This window comes from Leptospira perdikensis (assembly GCF_004769575.1).
In the GTDB taxonomy this organism is placed as follows: Bacteria; Spirochaetota; Leptospiria; order Leptospirales; family Leptospiraceae; genus Leptospira_A; species Leptospira_A perdikensis.
Genome location: NZ_RQGA01000019.1, coordinates 54165 through 72499 on the forward strand (window position 1 = coordinate 54165; position 18335 = coordinate 72499).

The following is an 18335-nucleotide window of genomic DNA, read 5'->3' on the forward strand; positions in this document are numbered from 1 at the left end:
TCATTTTGAAACCAAAACAAAAAATTTTAGAAAGTTCCTTTGCATTGTTTCGTGAAAAAGGTTTTCAAGCCACTGGAATTGCAGAAATCTTAGAGAAGGCCGGAGCATATAAAAAAACTTTATATGATCATTTTCCTTCCAAGGATGACATTGGGTTTGAGTATTTAAATTACCTATCCGAACAACAACGAGTTGTTATGTTAAAGGTATTGGCAAAAGCAAATGATATGGCGGACTTCATTGAAAAATGGGTGAATTTCATTGTCAGAAACCAAAGGAATACTTCTAGAAAAGATTGTCCCATTGCCCTTTTCTCTGGTGAAATTTCTCATCTCAGTCAATTTGATACCTACAGAAATAAAGCCGTACATCATGTATTGGAAACTGTGGAAACTTGTATTCTAAACTTTGCACCGAATCTCCGATCAGATCTTGTAAAGTCTTTAAGTTATGAGTTGTATATGAGTTATCTTGGTGGGCTTAGGTTGTATGCTTTAACCAAAGATCGTAAGGTCATTGAACGAATGAAATCGCAGATGACGTCTTCTGCAGAACGTATTATCAAAAATTAATTTTTGTGATACGTTCTGTTTGGAACGGAAGGATTTAAAATTGGTTCAATCCGGAATTTCTGTTTTTTCTTTAGGAATTTCTTGGACGAAGAGCCAAACAAGCCCATCTTTTACTTTTCCAATTCCTAAATACAAATAGTAAAAAGGATACCCTAATGGACCTGGTTTGTATTCTTTTTGAACCACAGGTTCCCATTTCTGACGAACTTGCACTTGGACAGAAGACAATTGTATGGCGTTCGTTAGATATTTTAATCTTCCTTCCCATCTTTCGATAGATTCAGAAACTTTATTTAGTTCCGCTTCTACTTTTAAAGTTTCTTCCAAAGTTTTTGCCGTTTTTAGAATTTCTAAAAGTCGGACTCGCATTTTGAGGGAGTTCTCCATTCGAATTTCCGTATCCGTATAATCTTCCGTGACATCTTTTGCAGAAACTTCTTCCGAGTAGTTTTGTGATTGGTTGCGTAAGGTAAACAAAAACTGTTTTAACTTTTCTGCTGGAATCTTTAATTGTACAACTCCATTAGAACTGTATTGGAGTGCATAACCACCATAAGATTCTGCCAGTTTGATGATTTCTGTAACTTTGGATTCAATTTCTTTGGACTGCAAATTGACATTCACAGAATAAATCATCATTCTTTTTTGTGCTTTTGGTTCACTCGGTGTATTTTCTGGTTTGGGCGATGGTGATGCCGCTGATGATACAGATTCCTCCGCTTCATCGTAAGAGTATTTCATGGATCGTTCCCGTTCCATTCCTTTAGAGGAGGAACACTGGACAAAATAAAAACAAAGGCTAAAAAAAAGTAGGAAGGAGAGTTGGTTCTTTGTAATTTTCATGTTGGATACTGAGATTATTTGATTCAGTATCCAACCGCAAATCTTTTTTAAGTACCGATTGTCGACTCGAGGAAACTACCATAACCTTTTTCTTTTCCGAGAGAGATGACAGGTTTTCCCTGATCCACTGCGAGTTTTCCATTGATATAAACTTTTTTGACGGTTTCATCGTTACGACGAACCCAACGTTTAAAGTCCTCCATAAATGGCATCGGCGCTTCTACGTCTTTTGCAAGTGAATCGTCCAGTTTGGTTTGATCAATCAAAACGAGGTCTGCCCTTTTTCCTTCTTGGATATATCCTGCATCAATTCCGAACCAATCACCGATCTCTCCTGTTAGGCGGTGGACAGCTTTTTCCATTGTCATAAATGGTTTTTTTTCCAACTCAGCATCTCTCACTAGTTTTAACATCCGAAGAGGAAAATTATAATGTGCCATTCCCCGTAAGTGAGCCCCAGCATCCGAAAATCCAATAAGGATATCGGGGTAGGAAACTATTTTTTGCAGCGGTTCTTTTCTGTGATTTGCCATCACTGTATACCAACGTACTTTGTTTCCATGTTCTGCTACTAGGTCTAAAAAGGCATTCACCGAATGGACTCCCTTTTCTTTGGCAACTTCATCAATTGATTTCCCTATCAACGATTTGTCAGGAGCATCTACAATTTTAGTTTCTTTGAAGTTTCTGTGAAAAACCCGAGGTAAAAACCAATTGGTCCATTGTCGTTTGAACCAAGACCTGTAAGTTGGATCCTTCATTAGTTGTTTTCTTTCCAATTCATCTTCGATATGATTTGCTTTGGCACCAGCTGCAAATTCTTCAAAGACCACTACATCCATTCCATCGGCATAGAGATCAAATGGTTCTGGGAGTGCTTGGAACTTAAAGTCAGACTTAAAAATAGTATTGGTAATCCTTCCAATGATGTTGAGTAATTTATACAAACCCGGATCAAACTTCACATCCATAAGAGAAATGACTGTCGTTTTCAAAGGTTTACGAAAGAGTCCGAAACCTTCTTTTAAAAACATAAGGACATTGATTTTGGTAGAAACGTTCGGAACACCCTGAAAGATTTTTCCTCTTTTTCTCAATGTTTTGTTTAGGTATTGGTATTCACTCCAATTGGCAAATGTAGAAGGTAGTGGTCGTGATCTAAATCTGGATCCGTCCATTTTATCCCATACAAGAGTATTAATGGAAAGACCCATAAACCCAGCATCCAGTGCTTCTTCTAGATGTTTGTTCATCGTCTCTAACTCTTGTTTTGTGGGAGTTTCTCCTTTTGTGAGGGAACGTTCGAGTCCCATTACATGTGCGCGAATGGCGGAGTGACCTGCAAAAGAGGTAACGTTGGGACCTAAGGGTAAATTGTTTAAATGTTTTTTATATTCGGTTGCAGAGTTCCAATTTTTTTTACTTTCGAGAATGGATAAAACATTCTTTCTAGGGATGGCTTCCACACGACTAAACATATCTGCTAAATCTGTTGGATCACCGAGTGCCAAACTTAATGAACAACTACCAAGAGATATTGTGGTAACACCATGACGAACCGATTCAGAAAGATCGGGTGCCATTTCTATCTCTGCATCATAATGTGTATGAAAATCGATAAAACCTGGTGTGAGCCAAAGTCCTTTGGCATCGACCACTGTTTCTCCAGAGTTGGGTTTTAGTTCTGTTTTGGATACAGATTGGATGATTCCATCTTTGATTCTTACATCGCCTACAAAGGATGGATTTACGCTACCGTCAAAGATTCTCGCCTGTTTGATGAGAGTGTCTGCCATGATACCTCCGGAAAAACCAAACAAAATTATGGCAGATTGACAAAGATTTGTCAATGATTCGATCCGAATCACAGAAAAGATTCTCTGGACGAAAGTCCCCCTTGTTCAGGAGGCAATTACATAACCGTTCACTAAATCCACTAACTCTTCTTCGGTGATTTCTCTGTTGTTTTCATGAGAGGAAATGGTTTTAGCTTTTTCAAACAATCTGTGTATTTCTTCGTTTGGAACCACAATCCCGCGTTTTTCCAATAAAAACTGAATGGCCCTATGTCCTGATTGGTTGGTAAAAGAAATGGTTTCAGAATCATTCCTTCCCACAAATTCAGGAGAAAAAGTTCGGTAGGCACCTTTAGTTTGTTTTATGGTCTTAGCAACACCATCTTGGTGGATTCCTGATCGATGTGAAAAGATATCTTCACCAATGATCGGTGTTTTTTCTCCAATGGGAATACCTGTCATCTCCGCAATTCGTTTGGCCGTCGGATAAATTCTCTGAAAGTTAATTCCTAATGTCTCACCATTTTGGTGTAAGGCGATTGCTGTTTCATACAAATTGGTATTACCTGCTCGTTCTCCCAATCCGTTCAAAGCCACTTCAATTTGTTCGGCACCAACATAAACACATTCCACAGAAGTTGCCGTTGCCATTCCTAAATCATTGTGAGTATGTACAGAAACTTTGGCTTTGTCCCCAATAAAATCTTTCATCTCTTTTACCATATTCACAAATACCATGGGCCGATAACGTTCTACGGTATTTGGTAAGTTGATGATATTGGCACCGGCCTCAATCGCTGCAAGAAAGGCATCCTTTGTGAATGCAAAGTTTTCAATGGCATCTCCAAAATGTTCTCCAGAAAATTGAATTTCAACTTCCGGTCCTACGATGGATCGGGCAAAAGAAACAGACCTCCTTATCTTTTGGATGACTTCCGATTCTGAGATTTTCAAAACATGGCGAATGGAAAAATCACTGACAGGATATACGATATGCATTCGAGGTTTATTTGCATATTGAATGGCTTCCCAAGTTCTAATAATTTCTGTTTCATTCGCGCGGGAAAGTCCTGCGATGGGAATTCCTACCGGAGCTCTTTTGGCTAAGGTTTTACTGGCAACAAACTCTGTATCGTTGGAAGAGGGGAAACCCACTTCAATCCCATCGACATTCAATTCGATAAGCAAATCGAAAACTTCGATTTTCTCTTCTAAGGTCCAGGGTCTACGTAATGCTTGGTTTCCGTCCCGCAAGGTAACGTCTTGGATTTTAATTTGGTTTGGTTTCATAGTTCCTCCGAATCCGCTGCCACTACTGACCGAGAGGAGGACCAAAAATAAAAAAAGCCCACTTCCCGGTTGGGAGTGGGCTTTGTCACACAGCACGTTCTCCCTCGATCTATAAAAGTTCGAGGAGGAGCAGTAACTGAATGTTAGCAGATAATTTCATTGTTAATCTTTAGACGAATCGATAGCGGAGATCCTGTCAATTTTTTTTAAACCTAATACGAGAAATTTGTACAAGAGAGATTTGGATTCCAAATCCGATCGGGATGAGAAGGGTAAACGAAATCTTGAAACCAAGTCCAATGGCCACAGTGAGAAGGATACTGGTTAGGAAGAAAATGGAAAATAAAAGGCCCGATACAGGTAAATCAGCCTTTCCTCTTGCTAAAAAGAAAACGGCAATCGATGGCCCAAGCGTATAAGAAAATATGGTGAGACCCATTTCCAAAAGGCCTTTTTCCCAGGTTTGGATGAGGAAATAAGGAATGAGGCTCGAGACAAAGAGAGTGACTCCAAAAAAAAGAGAGAGTGTGCGGGGACTAAACCATTTGTCCATACCCCAATCCCGGGCCCAGGTGAGAGAGAGGGAATTGATGGTGGAGCTAAGTGTGGACATGGCACTGGCAAGAATCGCAGCGACAAGGATTCCAAGGAGCGGGGAAGGGACTTCATTGACAATGAATTGGCTAAATACTTTGTCAGGCGCCATGGTTTGGCCTGCATAAAAAAGATAAAGAAGGGATCCAATCAAAAGAAAAAGAAGGAATTGAAAGAAAACTAAGACCCCACTTCCAATGAGTATCTTCTGGCCCGAAATTAAATTCTTGGTTGCGATCACTCGTTGTACAAGCATTAGGTCTGTGCCATGTGATCCAATGGAGATAAAAGCTCCACCAATCAAAGCAAATACGATAAAGTAACTATTGTCACCTGATGGAAGATAATCGAAGATAAATAAATTCCATTTGCCTAAAGTTTGGAGATTCGAAATTCCTTCTAGGATAGGAATATTTAATTTATATAGAAGAAGCCCTAATGCAAAAAATCCACCAAAGATATATATGAACCATTGGAGGACATCAGTAAATACAATCGCTCGGAATCCTCCCACAACAGAATAGATTATGGTTACGATACTTAATGTTGTCAGAGCAATCATTCCCAGCAGTTCTTGCGAAAATGGAAGTCCCATCCTTTCCAAAAGAAAAGCTATAGGAAGTGAACTCACATACAACCGAATTCCATCTCCTAAAAGTCGTGATATGGTAAACACTAAAGAGATCGTTTTTTGGGGAGATTTTCCGAAACGATTTCCCACATACTCATAAACAGAAATTGTATTTCCTGAAAAATAGGATGGCAAAAGATACAAAGCCACAATGGTTCTTCCGATCAAATACCCAAAGGCAATTTCTAAAAACCGGTAGTCACCTTTGAAAGACAAGGAGGGAATACTTAAAAAAGTTAAACTAGAAGTTTCTGTTGCCACAAGGGACAATAAAAGAAAGATCCAATGGATTTCTTTTTTTGCGAGATAGAAGTCTTCTTCTTTTTCATTGTTCTTTGCGAAATGAAATCCAAAATAAAAAACGAGGATAAAATAAAAAATAAGTACAAAGACATCCCAGATCATAAAATTCCTTATGCGATAATATTTAAGTTTGGATATTTTAATAACAAACGGAGTAAATCCGATCTTGTGATTATACCAATAGGATGATTATCGTCATCTACTACGGGAATACATCCAATTCTTTCTTCCAAAAGCACTTGAGTGACCCTTCTAATTTCGGCCCCCGGCGATCCAACTAATACACGTTTGGTCATAATATCCGAAACCATCCAATCCCTTTCATAGGATTTACTTTTTTCAAGAATGTCCCGGTCAGAGACAAAACCGACAAGAATCCCTGATGTATCGGTGAGGGGGAGGTGTCGGATTCTTTTTTCCACCATAAAGTCCAGACAGTGGGAGATGGTTTCGGTAGAGGGAAGGAAAAGGGCAGGGGTCGACATGATTTCGTGGAGGAAATAGACTGTTTTTTCCGTTTGCCCTGCCGTTTCTCTGTAAACATCCCCCGGAGATCGGTGCAAAAAAGAAGCGCCGGATGAACTGGAAGACCCTTCCCCCTCGCTAGAAACTGGGGTGCTCCCACCTCCTGGGTGGATTTTCTGCACCCGATCTGTCTGGGTGGTGGGTGGATTGGGGGAAATACGCCCCTCATGGATCCAAAAGAACATAGTTATGCCCTACCTTTCTGAAAAGTTTGTCAAAAAAAAGAAAAAACTTGCAAAAAACGAACAGTGGTTTTTTATCCATCCTACATTTCCGAATTCCCAATCCATACGAAAAGGCAAGACCCATGATCCAAAACTACGAAAACCTCTACCAAGCATTGGCCCAACTGGCAGAAACCCTTCCTAATAAAATTTCCTTTCGGAAACGAAAGTCAAACACCGAATTCCCTGGGATCAGTTTTGGAGATTTGAAACAGTTTGTCGACCAATTGACTTTGGGTTGGATCGATCTCGGGGTCGAGGTGGGGGATCGGATTGGGTTTTTCTGTGATGCCACTGTCAATTGGCTTCGGACAGACATCGCCATTCTAACTTCAGGGGCAGTTGTGGTTCCCCGTGGAACAGACATTGTCCGAGAGGAAATTCTTTATATTCTAAACCATTCGGAAGCCAAATATTTGGTGGTCCAAAAACCAAAGGATAAAAAACGCATTGAAGATTTGTTAGGTGATCTTCCTCATTTAAAACAAATTTTTATTTTGGAAACGGACCAAGGGGATTTATATGATGGTGAAAATTCAATTCTATCGATTGCCAAAAAAGGAAAGGAAAGATGGAGTCGTGACGGCAAACAGGAGTTAGATAAAAGAATCAAACAAACAGATGCTGATGCTCTTGCTACTTTGATTTATACCTCAGGAACTACTGGAAATCCCAAAGGTGTAATGTTGTCTCAAAAAGGTTGGATCACAGCCATTGGAAATACTATTTCCAGGTTGGATATGAACTCTAACGACAATGCAGTAAGTTTGTTACCACCTTGGCATGCATTTGAAAGAGCAATCGAATATGCTACTATCTTTCTTGGGATTGATTTTTTGGTATCCAATATGTCATCCTTAAAAGATGACCTAAGGGACTTTCGCCCTACCATTTTTCCATCCGTCCCTCGGATTTGGGAATCGGTGTACAATGGAATCATTGCTAAGGTTGCGAAAGAAGGTGGGTTTAAAGAAAAATTATTTCATTTCTTTTTGAAAGTAGGTGCTACTTGGGCTCATTATTATGCTATGTGTTTTGGGTTTGAATTTGAAATCAAAAAACCCAACTTCCTTTTATCTTTCATTAAAAGAACCTATGCATTCTTGATTCTGATTTTGCTTTCTCCTTTAAAACTTCTAAGTATCAAAATCTTTTCGGCAATTCATAAAGCCTTGGGTGGTCGGATACGAATTTGTATTTCTGCTGGTTCTGCTCTGCCGAGTGTCGTGGATGGATTTTTATCAGCGATTGGACTTAAAGTACTCGAAGGGTATGGAATGACAGAAACATCTGCTGTTGTTTCCATTCGTTCCAATACCAAACCTACCAAAGGCACTGTTGGAATTCCTATCGATGGATATCAAATTCGTTTGAAGGATGAAACAGGAAAAGTTGTGACGGCCATCGGTGCGAAAGGCACCCTATGGATCAAATCCAAACAAATTTTAAAGGGTTATTACAAACGTCCAGAACTCAACCAAGTAGTTTTCGATGCAGAAGGTTTTTTTGATACGGGGGATCTAATGATGATCTCTCATAGAAACGAATTGGTTTTTGCAGGCCGTTCGAAAGATACCATTGCTCTCATCGGTGGTGAAAACGTAGAACCAATCCCGATAGAAGACAAACTTCTTACCTCTCCCTTTATTGACCAAGTGATGGTAGTGGGTCACGATAAAAAAACTTTGGGTGCTCTGATTGTTCCTAACTTCGAAGCAGTAGAAGCTAAAATTGAAGGTATTTCCAAGGAAAAAGCTGGGGAATGGAACCTAAACCCGAAGGTTCGGGAATTATACCGAGCAGAGATTTCACGTATTATTTCTCGCGAAAACGGATTCAAAGGTTTTGAGACAGTGCCAGCTAACAACTTTTATGTGGTATCTCGTCCCTTTGATCCCGATGTCGAAATGACACGAACTTTGAAAATGAAGAGAAATGTTATTTCGGAAGTATTTTTAAAACAAATTGAAGGAATTTACGAATGATACACCCGAAACTGAATCCCTATTTAAATGAGGAGGAGAGAAGTTTTTACAATACAGTATTTCAGTTTTCTGAAGATAAAGTGTTCCCATCGGCAGAAGAAAGAGACGAAAAAGAAATTTGGTCCGATGAATTGTGGAAAGAATTTAGCAAAGCAGGCCTTACAGGTCTTACCATACCTTCAGAATACGGCGGCGAAGGAGCCAGTTGTTTACAATGTTCGATTGCAACGGATGCTTTTGCATCCGGATCTTTGGATGGGGGAATGGGACTTTCCTGGGTCGCCCATTTGGTGATTGGGACTATGCCAATTATATTCCAAGGAACCAAAGAACAAAAATCCAAATACCTTCCGAAACTTTCTACAGGAGAATGGATGGCAGGATTTGCATTAACGGAACCAGCTTCCGGGTCAGACGCTGCCTCCCTTTTAACCAAAGCTGAAGAAGTAGATGATGGTTGGAAACTCAACGGAACTAAAATGTATATTACTAACGGCCCCGTTGGACAGGTGTTTGTTGTGATGGCACGAACTTCCGAAAAAGGAAGAGGACCTATGGGAATATCAGCCTTCATCGTCGAAAGTAATACACCTGGTTTTAAGGTAAGTAAGGTTTTGAAAAAACTAGGCCATCATACTTCTATGACCGCCGAACTTGTATTTGAAGATATGGTCATTCCGAAAGAAAACTTACTCGGACCCATGAATACAGGGTTTATGAGGATTGGTAAAGAAACTTTAGAATGGGAAAGAACTGTATTTGTAGCCGGACTTGCAGGAGCTATGGAATTTTGTTTTCGTAAAGGTCTTCGGTATGCGAATGAAAGAACTCAATTCGGAAAACCTATCTCTAGTTTTTATGGAATGCGTGATATTTTGGTTCGTAACTGGGTTTATATCCAAGCCGCACGAAGACTGATTTATTGGGTTGCCGAACGAAAAGATAAGGGAATTGCATCTCCACTAGAAAGTAGTTTGGGAAAACTCATTTCTTCTGAAATTGCAGAAGATGTGGCAAAGGATTCCGTACAACTATTTGGTGGATACGGATATATGAAAGAATACGCAGTGGAGCGATTTTATAGAGATGTAAAGTTGGGAACGATTGGCGGCGGGACAAGCGAAATCCAACGTTCCATCATTTCTTCTTTATACCCAGGACAAGATAAGTTTCAAAAAGAATTTTCTAAACTTGAAGAAGAATCTGATATCGCAGATAAAATTCAAAATGTACTCTTTGCTATTATCTTATCGATGGATGCGGAGCCGAATCGGAAAAAACAACAATCGGTTGAATTTGCCTTTGCAGACATTTTGTCCATTTTTGTAATCCTTTCTTTATCCAAAATTGATACACATAAATCTTCGGATTACTATTCTTTGGATGAAAAATTGATGGATCGAAAGTTACTTTCGTATTATCTTGTGGGGAAGTATCTTATGTCCTTCAGTAGACTTACAAGTTATGTTCCTTCAGAACTCACTCAGTTGTGGAATCATTATTCCCAATTGGGGAAATCTATCGAAGATTCTGTACACAATCGTTTCCAATCCCTTCAGGAACTTCTGTAACGAATGAAAGCCGCTAGCCGAATTGCATTTTTTTATTTGTTATTCGGCTATATCTGGATTTATTTTTCAGATTATGCGATTTCCCTTATATTTCAATCGGCAGAAGACATTCGAGAGGTTCAAAGTTTTAAAGGTTGGGGTTTTGTTACTCTCTCGGCTGCTATCATTTTTGTATTACTTGTTCGGGAATTGCGAAGGCAGAAGAAAGTTCTATTTGAAAAAATAGAATCAGATCAACTTTTCCAAGTCATTTTGGAACGTATCGAAGATGCTGTAATTGTTTTCAATTTAGATACTTGGAAAATCGATTTTTTAAGCGAACAGGTTTCTCGCCTTTTTGACATTCCAACAAAAGAAATCCTCATTCATCCTGAACTTCTTATTGAACGTGTTCACGAATCTGATAGAGAACGTATGACAAATATTTGGATGAACCAACTAAGAGAAAATCATACAGGCCTATTGTATCGAATTCGTATGTTAGATGGTCAAATTAAATGGGCTTTGGAACATAGGCTATTTATTCCGTCCAAAGAAGTCAGTGCTAACAAGGCAGTTGCCGTTATAACAGACATGACAAGTTACATGGAGAACCAGTCTAAACTGGAACGTTCCTTACGAGAGAACGAAACCTTACTCACAGAAGTCCACCATAGAGTAAAAAATAATCTAGCCGTTATTATTTCTTTTTTGCAACTCCAAGTATACTCTTCTCCACCGGAAACGGCGGATATTCTAGAACAAAGTATTGTTCGAATCAAAGCCATTGCCCTGGTTCATGAAAAATTATACAGTAGTAAAAACTTGTCAGGGCTTAGTTCCATTGATTATATTACAAGTCTTGTTGAAAATATTAAACTTATGTATATGAGAACTGATATTCAAATTGAATTGGATATTCAACATTTGGAGTTTAATATTGTAGATGCGATCCCAATGGGACTTATGATCACAGAGATGTTGACCAATAGTTTTCGCCATGCTTTCACTGGAGGACAATCGGATGCTTTGATAAAAATTGATTTTATTGTTACCGATAAATTCAATTACGAATTAAAGTACAAAGACAATGGAGTTGGTTTCCCTCCGGAACTTAATTATAAAAAGGTAGAATCCATTGGTTTGTCTGTTATTTTTTCTTTATGCAGTCAAATGAATGGGCGTGAAGTAGAGTGTTCTTCTAAACCAAATGAAGGTGTATTCTATCACTTTGCCTTTTCACCAAAAAAATTCATACCTAAAGGTAGTTCGAATGTATCAAAAGGGTAAAAGTTTTTTAGAAATTCAAGTTGGTGATTCTGCATCCTTTACTAAAACCATAACAGAAACGGATGTATATCTATATGCTGGGATCAGTGGTGATTTTAATCCTTTACACGTAGATGAAGAATATGCAAAAACCACAAGTTTCGGAACAAGAATTGCGCATGGGGGCCTTGCTGCTTCTTTACTCGCTCCAGTTCTCGGAATGAAGTTACCTGGGCTTGGGACTGTAGCTTTAGAAACCACAACTAAGTTTCGAAAACCAGTTTATTTTGGAGATACAATCACTTGTTTGGTGGAGGTTGTTGAAAAAGTCGAACGACTGAAAGCAGTGAAAATGAAAATTGTTTGGACCAATCAAAAATCAGAAGTCGTGAGTAAAGGGGAAACTCTTGTCATTCCTCCCGGTTGAGAAATTGGCCTACAAGTCCGATTTCATCTTCCACAAATTCGCGAATTTCTTCTAATTCGTCTTCATCTAATATCTCTTCTAAAATTTCTTCCCCAGACTCGTCCTGTCCAATTCGCATCACGATGTATCCTGGTACATCGGAATCAGGATCGTCCATTTCTACATTGACAAATTGAAATTCCTGTTCTGTTGCGGGAAGAAAAACTAGATAATCATTTCCCATTTGGGAAAAGGAGTAAAACACTTCCCATTGGTAACTGTTTCCTTTTTCGTCTACGAGATCAATTTCTTCCGTGGCACGACTTGGAAGAAAGTCATCTCCTTGGAATCCCAAATCTTTCATATCCATTAGGTAAAGAACTCCTTCTCAAAAGGGAGACTATGTTTCTTTTTGAAATTACATTCTTTGCAAGCAGGAACCAAATTGGCTTTGACCGATTTTCCTCCTCGAATAAGAGGGATTAGGTGGTCCATTGTGATTTCTTCTACTTTGAATTTTTTCCCACAGTAATGACAGATTCCAGAGGATCGTTTGTTTTTCCACCAGGCACTGTTTTTTAGTTCTTTGGCTTTCCTTCTTTCCCGAGCTATCTCTTCATCGCTTACATCGGAAAAAAATGAATCGGAGGGAGTTTCCGTCATAATTTAAAAAAACCTGTTTTTTTCTCTTCGTCAAGAAAAAGATGGAGGAATGGGAAGATTGGTCTACCTCGATAATTTGCGATCCTTTGCGCTTCTACTTGGAATTGTCTTCCATGCTGCGATTGTTTATGCTTCGGATATCAAATATGCCATCCAAGACCAAAATCGGAGTGAGATTCTTTCTTATTTTTGTTATTGGATTCATAGTTATCGGATGCCTATGTTTTATATGATTTCTGGTTTTTTTTCTGCAATGGTTTGGGAGAAAAAAGGTCGGAACTTTTATCTAGAAGCAAGGTTCAAAAGGGTTCTCGTTCCTACAATCTTGGGACTTCTTTTTTTGGCCCCCATTCAATATTACCTCACTGAAAAAATGCGGACTCCAGAGATCCAGATCCTTCCATTTTTAAAATATTTTTTCACAAAGGAAAATTTCCAACACTCTCATATTTGGTTCCTAGTTGATTTGTTTTGTTTTAGTATTTTGTATAGTTTAGTTCCCAAATCTTTTTTTTCTTCCAAGTTCTGGGATAAAATCCCTAAAGGGATTTATCGAAATTTAATTCTTGTTAGTTTTTGTTTTTTGGTTGTATTATTTTCCCATACTCAAATTTCAAAAGGGGAGTCTTACTACGGAATTTTCAAACTCACCTTTGTATTTCAGTTTTCCTATTTTCTTTCAGGCGTGTTTTGTTATCATTGGAAAAACATTCTTATACCGAATGATCCCTCGCAAATCAAAACATTGGCTGTTTTTATTTGGGCTCTCTTTATCTATTTAGTTTTTAAAGATATGGAAATTGAAGATCCACTTTGGATTTATTTTCAGTATGTGAATGTATGGGTGCGAGCTTTTCATATTTTTTTATGGGTGTTATCTCCCTTTTTATGGACTCATTTCCTCATATCAGTTTTTCAATATTTGGGAAACAAAGAAGGAAAATTAGGATCTTATTTGATTGAAGCAAGTCTACCTATCTATTTAGTCCATCATCCCATATCTTTGATTTATGCATATTGGGTGCGGGATATGGAATGGGGAGTATGGGTAAAATTCATTTCCCATACTCTAGTTGTCCTGGGGCTTAGTTTTTTCTTATATGAATTTTTAATCCGGAAGATCAAACCATTAAGGTTTCTCTTCGGATTAAAAAATACATAGATTTATGTTCTGCTGACGGCTTGGATCGCAGAAGCTACTGCTGAGTCCATACTTCCCGTATGAAATGCTAAATGTTCGCCGGCAAAGAAAACTCTTTCGAATGGCTCCGCCCAAACATCTTTGATTCCAAAACTTCCCGGAGGGAATAAGGAAACAAATCCGGCTCGGCCGGTTGTTTTTTGAAAACTATGGAAAACAAAAGGGGATTCCAGGATCAATTCCAAATCTCCCACTTCTTCCAGAGAGGATGTCATTAGATTTTTTCTTTGACGATCACTTCCTTTTTCAAACAAAGAGGCTCTATCACCAGTAGATATAGAGGTAACGGCTGTTACGTTTGATCCAATGGCAGATTCTGAAACATATAAAGTTTCAGCTGCAGTACTTGTAGATAAAAAGAATTTGGTTAAAGAGTCTTTGGATTTCACGAGACTCAAGTTTTTAGAAATTTTACCCGTTTGCATCCGTAAGGCTGAGTAAATCAAGTCTTTCGGTAGGCCGGGTGTCCATTTAATATCGAGAACTGCTGCTGCCGGTAGTGAACAAACTACCAAACTTCCTTTTACCGATCGCCCAGAAGCCAACTCTACTGTGACTTGGTTTTTTTGTTGGGAGACTTTGGTGACTGTATCACCTAAAATCACTTCCTGGTTTCGAAGAGAGTTTGCGAGTTCTCTGATGATTCGTTCAGCTCCTCCTCTTACTTGAAACTTGGGTTTGAGAGCTGATTGTAATGCAGAGAGATCATCTAATACTGATTCGCTGGAGATTTGATTGAGGTCGGCTCCAAGAATGACTCTGTATAAATCGTTCATCGAGCGAATTTCATCTTCTGTCAAACCTTGGTACCGTGCATACGAAGAAAAATTGATTTTGTCTAAACCTTGTTTTTGTGTCGTACCTAGAGATTTATGTAATTCAATGACTTTGTCTAGGGTCTCAATAGAGGTTGAGGAAATTTTTAGAAGATCGGCATTTGATTTTTGAAGGGAAAAACGATCCGTTACATTTGAAGTTGTTAGGTCCAGGTTCAGTTGTTTTACCAAACTTTTGATATCTGATTGGCCTTCTCCGATCCACTCACCACCTAAATCTTGTAAGATTCCTAGCTCCGAGTTTTCGTAAGTGGCAATCCGTCCACCCAACTTTTCCCCTCGTTCAATGACAGTTACATCGTACCCTGTTTGTTTCAAAAGATAAGCAGAGTAGAGTCCTGAGAGCCCACCGCCAAGGACGATGGCTTTTTTGCCACCGCTAGACTTTGGTTTGGTTTCTGCAGTTGTCGTTGTTGTGGTTTGTCCGAATGATTTTTTAGGAAGTAATAACCCTGCCCCGAAGGTGACAGCGCTGAGTTTTTGTAGGAAACGTTTTCGATTCATAGAACTTTCCCCTATTTTAACAATGGAAACAAAAAAGGCTAGAAAAATTAGAAAAATACAATCTAGTAGCTTTGTCTTTTTAAGCGAATTGGGAGATTTCAAACTTTGTCTTTCCACCAAGTAAAATATTTATTCGTAAGCCTCTTAGTGTTTTTGCCAGGAATTTTGTTCTCAGAATCCGTCATTCCACTGCAGTCCCAAATTTCGGGAAAAACCATCTGGCAGGATGTATTGGTTCTAGAGGACAAGGATCAATCCTTACCCGTCGCAAGTATCACTAGTGGATCCAATGATTCCAGGTTCCAGAAAATATCTACGCCCAACCTGGGTTTTTCCAAATCCACTTTTTGGGTAAGGCTCCAAGTCAAAAATCCCACTGAAGATTTGATTCGATGGAATTTGGTTTTTGATTTCCCTCTTTTGGACGAAATCCAAATATACGGAGATCAACTTCCTAAAACGATCATTCCCATTTTAGGGGACAACCATCCTTTTTCAGAAAGAAATTTAGATTACAGAAACCCTGTTTTCCCATTGGAAACAAATCCAGGTTCTACCTCTATTTATTATTTACGAATCCAATCGGAGTCAACCATTCCTCTAACTCTTGCTATATGGACAAGCAGGGAGTTTTATGATCACTTGAACAGAGAACAAATGATATTTGGTTTGTTTTATGGAATTTTATTTGTAATGGTTGCTTATAACTTTTTTATCTATATTTTTACTTACGAAAAAAGTTATCTTTTGTATTTGTTTTTTATAAGTTCTATTTTCTTTTTTCATTTGGTCAATAACGGTTTTGCCTTCCAATACCTTTGGTCGAATTGGGTTTTTTGGGGAAACTATTCTTTGCCTTTTTTTATCTGTCTTTCTTGTATCACAGGAATCTTTTTTACAGATAATTATCTAAATTTGAAAAAACATCTCCCTCGCATTTCTAAACTAATGTGGTTTTGGGTTGGTGTCCTTGTTATTTTTTCAATTGTCACATTCTTTTTGAATTACCGAATCGCAATGGTTACTTCCATTTTGTTAACAGTACCTACTGCACTTATTTTGGTTTATAGTGGAACCTATACTTATTTGTTAGGAGTTCGAACGGCTCGGTATTTTTTGATCTCCTGGGCATTTTTCCTTTTAGGAGTATTACTTTATTCCTTAAAAAGTTTAGGAGTTCTTTCGGATAATCATATCACAAGATGGACCATTCAAATAGGGACTGCCTTACAAACCATTTTGTTATCACTCGGTCTTGCCGACAGAATCAATTTTCTCACAAGAAGTTTAAGAGAACATATCCGAGAACTCTCTCAGGCCAAATTAAAAATTGAAGAGTCTGAAAAACGGTTTCGAGAAATTTTCCAAGGTTCTGATGAAGTGATTCTAATGATGAATGAAAATTTTGAAATCATCAATGCAAACCGAGCTCTTTCTAAACATATGGGCTTTCGGTTGGATGATTTAAAAGGCAAAAAAATCACCGAGTTTTTATACACCGGTCGTGACCAAAGTTCTGATTACAATGTTATGTATGTAAATGATAAACTCACAGATCTGAAAATGACAGGATCCATTATTAATTTTAAAACAGAGTTTGGACAAAAGTATGTGAAGGAACCCAAAGAGATGTATTGTCGATTGCAATACATCGACTTTGATGAAACAAGGGAAGTCCTTGCAACCATGTCTTCTCAATTTGAAGACACTATCATTCAACTTATAGAATCAGAAAAAATTGAACTTTCTATGAATAACTATTTGAGAAATGCCGAATTAGTTTCTCAAAAAATAACCTCCCAACTTGCAAAGTATCTTTCGACTGTAGAACAAACGGAGGTTAGGTCATCTGTGCGTGAAATCATCATCAACGCGGTGGAACATGGAAATCTAAACATTAGTTTTGATGAAAAATCCAAAGCACTAACAGAAGGAAATTATTTAGAGTTTTTACAGAAACGACAAGAAGACCCTCGTTATAACCAAAAACGTGTTAAAATTGAATATTCTTTTACCAGAGAATATGTTGCTTATCGAATTTCTGATGAAGGTCGAGGGTTTGATCATAAAAAACATATGGAAAAATCGATCGAAGAAATGAACGAAGCTCATATCCAACATGGGCGTGGGATTCTTATGACAAAGTCAGTTTTTGATCGGATTGAATACAACGATCGTGGCAATCAGGTGAGTTTAATAAAGTTTCTTAATAAGAATTAATTGCGAAGCCAGTCAAGAACCCACCACTCATTCCATTCTTTGGAATAAAGGAGTTTTCCTGGAAGATGACTTTGTAATAAACCGAGGAATTGGTCTTTTTTGTCTGTTATGATTCCTGAAAAAATAATTCGTGGCGCTTCGATTTTTGCCAGATGACGGATATTCTGCGAAAGAACTGCGTAAGTAATATTGGCAATGGCTAAATCGTATTTTCTATTGGATAACTTTGGGTTGTCAATTCCTGATTCTTCCACACTGAATTGAAAACCTTTTGGGTATTCATTTTCCGTCCAGTTTGACCAAGCTGCTTTCACTGCGTTGGGATCAATGTCCAAGGCAAAAATTTGGGAAACACCAAACTTAGCAAGACCGATGGATAGAATTCCTGATCCCGTTCCCACATCACAGGCAGAAGTAAACCGGAACTCACCTTTTCCATACAACTCATCCAAATACTCTAAGATAAGTTTTGTGGTCTCGTGATGGCCCGTTCCAAATGCTACACCAGGATTGATGAATAGAGGAATACCGGCATTAGGTTTCCAAAGTTTTATGGTATCTGGTTCATTTTTTTCCCAAGTAGGGATCACCCAAAGTTTTTTTCCAATGGGAAATGGTTTGTAATATTCTTTGTAGGCTTCTTCATAATCACGAGTTTCAATATTTCGTGATTCTGTATTCGAATTATCAGGTGCGTGTATTTTTAGAAAGATAAGAACCTTTAGTTCTTTATCAATCTCATCTGTTTGTAAATAAATGCGAATGTTTGTATTGTCTCTGATGAGGCCTTGGTCTTTTTCTTTAGGCGCTTCACCATCAAAAAGAATCTCGTAGTAACCAGCACATTGAAGTGTATCTAACAGTTCGTAAAAACTGTCAGATAAATCTTTCGGTAGATTGACTTTGAGTTCTCTGTATTCCAA

Annotated in this window: 16 protein-coding genes; 7 read left to right on the forward strand and 9 right to left on the reverse strand. The window is 38.3% G+C overall.

The window, feature by feature from the left end; all coding sequences use genetic code 11:
• Positions 1 to 5: 5 nt before the first annotated feature.
• Positions 6 to 572, forward strand: coding sequence for a TetR/AcrR family transcriptional regulator (locus tag EHQ49_RS17990; RefSeq protein ID WP_135581292.1), 567 nt, complete (start codon positions 6 to 8; stop codon positions 570 to 572).
• A gap of 45 nt (positions 573 to 617) precedes the next feature.
• Here EHQ49_RS17990 and EHQ49_RS17995 read toward each other — a convergent pair whose 3' ends face one another.
• The 5 genes from EHQ49_RS17995 to EHQ49_RS18015 all read right to left on the reverse strand — a co-directional run bounded on the left by EHQ49_RS17995 (position 618) and on the right by EHQ49_RS18015 (position 6592).
• Entirely contained in the window at positions 618 to 1313 is a 696-nt protein-coding gene (locus tag EHQ49_RS17995) for a DUF4349 domain-containing protein (protein WP_425269890.1), read from the reverse strand.
• 149 nt (positions 1314 to 1462) lie between these two features.
• Positions 1463 to 3211 carry an N-acyl-D-amino-acid deacylase family protein gene (locus EHQ49_RS18000; protein WP_135581296.1) on the reverse strand — a complete coding sequence of 583 codons (1749 nt, stop codon included), beginning with the start codon at positions 3209 to 3211 and terminating at the stop codon, positions 1463 to 1465.
• Positions 3212 to 3316: 105 nt separating this feature from the next.
• A complete protein-coding gene (leuA2, locus tag EHQ49_RS18005; protein WP_135581298.1) occupies positions 3317 to 4501 on the reverse strand; it encodes a 2-isopropylmalate synthase LeuA2 in 1185 nt (394 codons plus the stop codon).
• A gap of 196 nt (positions 4502 to 4697) precedes the next feature.
• Positions 4698 to 6131, reverse strand: a complete 1434-nt coding sequence (locus EHQ49_RS18010; RefSeq protein WP_135581300.1) for a sodium:solute symporter — start codon at positions 6129 to 6131, stop codon at positions 4698 to 4700.
• An 8-nt stretch (positions 6132 to 6139) separates the two neighbouring features.
• Positions 6140 to 6592: a CBS domain-containing protein gene (locus EHQ49_RS18015; RefSeq protein WP_244241546.1), complete on the reverse strand. Its 453-nt coding sequence runs from the start codon at positions 6590 to 6592 to the stop codon at positions 6140 to 6142.
• 269 nt (positions 6593 to 6861) lie between these two features.
• Here EHQ49_RS18015 and EHQ49_RS18025 point away from each other — a divergent pair, with 269 nt between their 5' ends.
• The 4 genes from EHQ49_RS18025 to EHQ49_RS18040 are packed head-to-tail and all read left to right on the forward strand — an operon-like array spanning position 6862 to position 12009.
• Positions 6862 to 8763 carry an AMP-dependent synthetase/ligase gene (locus tag EHQ49_RS18025; protein ID WP_135581306.1) on the forward strand — a complete coding sequence of 634 codons (1902 nt, stop codon included), beginning with the start codon at positions 6862 to 6864 and terminating at the stop codon, positions 8761 to 8763.
• The gene (locus EHQ49_RS18030; RefSeq protein WP_135581308.1) at positions 8760 to 10334 is read left to right on the forward strand and encodes an acyl-CoA dehydrogenase family protein; all 1575 of its coding nucleotides are present in this window, start codon (positions 8760 to 8762) and stop codon (positions 10332 to 10334) included. Before EHQ49_RS18025 ends, EHQ49_RS18030 begins: the two co-directional genes overlap by 4 nt.
• Before the next feature lie 3 nt (positions 10335 to 10337).
• Complete coding sequence (locus EHQ49_RS18035; RefSeq protein WP_135581310.1) at positions 10338 to 11603, forward strand: sensor histidine kinase; 1266 nt, start codon at positions 10338 to 10340, stop codon at positions 11601 to 11603.
• A complete protein-coding gene (locus EHQ49_RS18040) occupies positions 11587 to 12009 on the forward strand; it encodes a MaoC family dehydratase (protein ID WP_135581312.1) in 423 nt (140 codons plus the stop codon). Before EHQ49_RS18035 ends, EHQ49_RS18040 begins: the two co-directional genes overlap by 17 nt.
• Here the strand turns inward: EHQ49_RS18040 and EHQ49_RS18045 are convergent.
• Positions 11993 to 12358 carry a DUF1292 domain-containing protein gene (locus tag EHQ49_RS18045; protein WP_135581314.1) on the reverse strand — a complete coding sequence of 122 codons (366 nt, stop codon included), beginning with the start codon at positions 12356 to 12358 and terminating at the stop codon, positions 11993 to 11995. The two genes, EHQ49_RS18040 and EHQ49_RS18045, sit on opposite strands and share 17 nt — an antisense overlap.
• Positions 12358 to 12651 (reverse strand): HNH endonuclease, encoded by a 294-nt coding sequence (locus tag EHQ49_RS18050; protein ID WP_135581316.1) that lies wholly within the window; start codon positions 12649 to 12651, stop codon positions 12358 to 12360. Before EHQ49_RS18050 ends, EHQ49_RS18045 begins: the two co-directional genes overlap by 1 nt.
• 49 nt (positions 12652 to 12700) lie before the next feature.
• On the opposite strand from EHQ49_RS18050, the gene EHQ49_RS18055 reads away from it, so the two are divergent.
• Complete coding sequence (locus EHQ49_RS18055; protein ID WP_135581318.1) at positions 12701 to 13813, forward strand: acyltransferase family protein; 1113 nt, start codon at positions 12701 to 12703, stop codon at positions 13811 to 13813.
• A 2-nt stretch (positions 13814 to 13815) separates the two neighbouring features.
• Here EHQ49_RS18055 and EHQ49_RS18060 read toward each other — a convergent pair whose 3' ends face one another.
• Complete coding sequence (locus EHQ49_RS18060) at positions 13816 to 15192, reverse strand: flavin monoamine oxidase family protein (RefSeq protein ID WP_135581320.1); 1377 nt, start codon at positions 15190 to 15192, stop codon at positions 13816 to 13818.
• A 105-nt stretch (positions 15193 to 15297) separates the two neighbouring features.
• Between EHQ49_RS18060 and EHQ49_RS18065 the strand changes: the two genes are divergently transcribed.
• Positions 15298 to 17412: a 7TM diverse intracellular signaling domain-containing protein gene (locus tag EHQ49_RS18065; RefSeq protein ID WP_135581322.1), complete on the forward strand. Its 2115-nt coding sequence runs from the start codon at positions 15298 to 15300 to the stop codon at positions 17410 to 17412.
• Here the strand turns inward: EHQ49_RS18065 and EHQ49_RS18070 are convergent.
• A complete protein-coding gene (locus EHQ49_RS18070) occupies positions 17409 to 18335 on the reverse strand; it encodes a 50S ribosomal protein L11 methyltransferase (RefSeq protein WP_135581324.1) in 927 nt (308 codons plus the stop codon). The two genes, EHQ49_RS18065 and EHQ49_RS18070, sit on opposite strands and share 4 nt — an antisense overlap.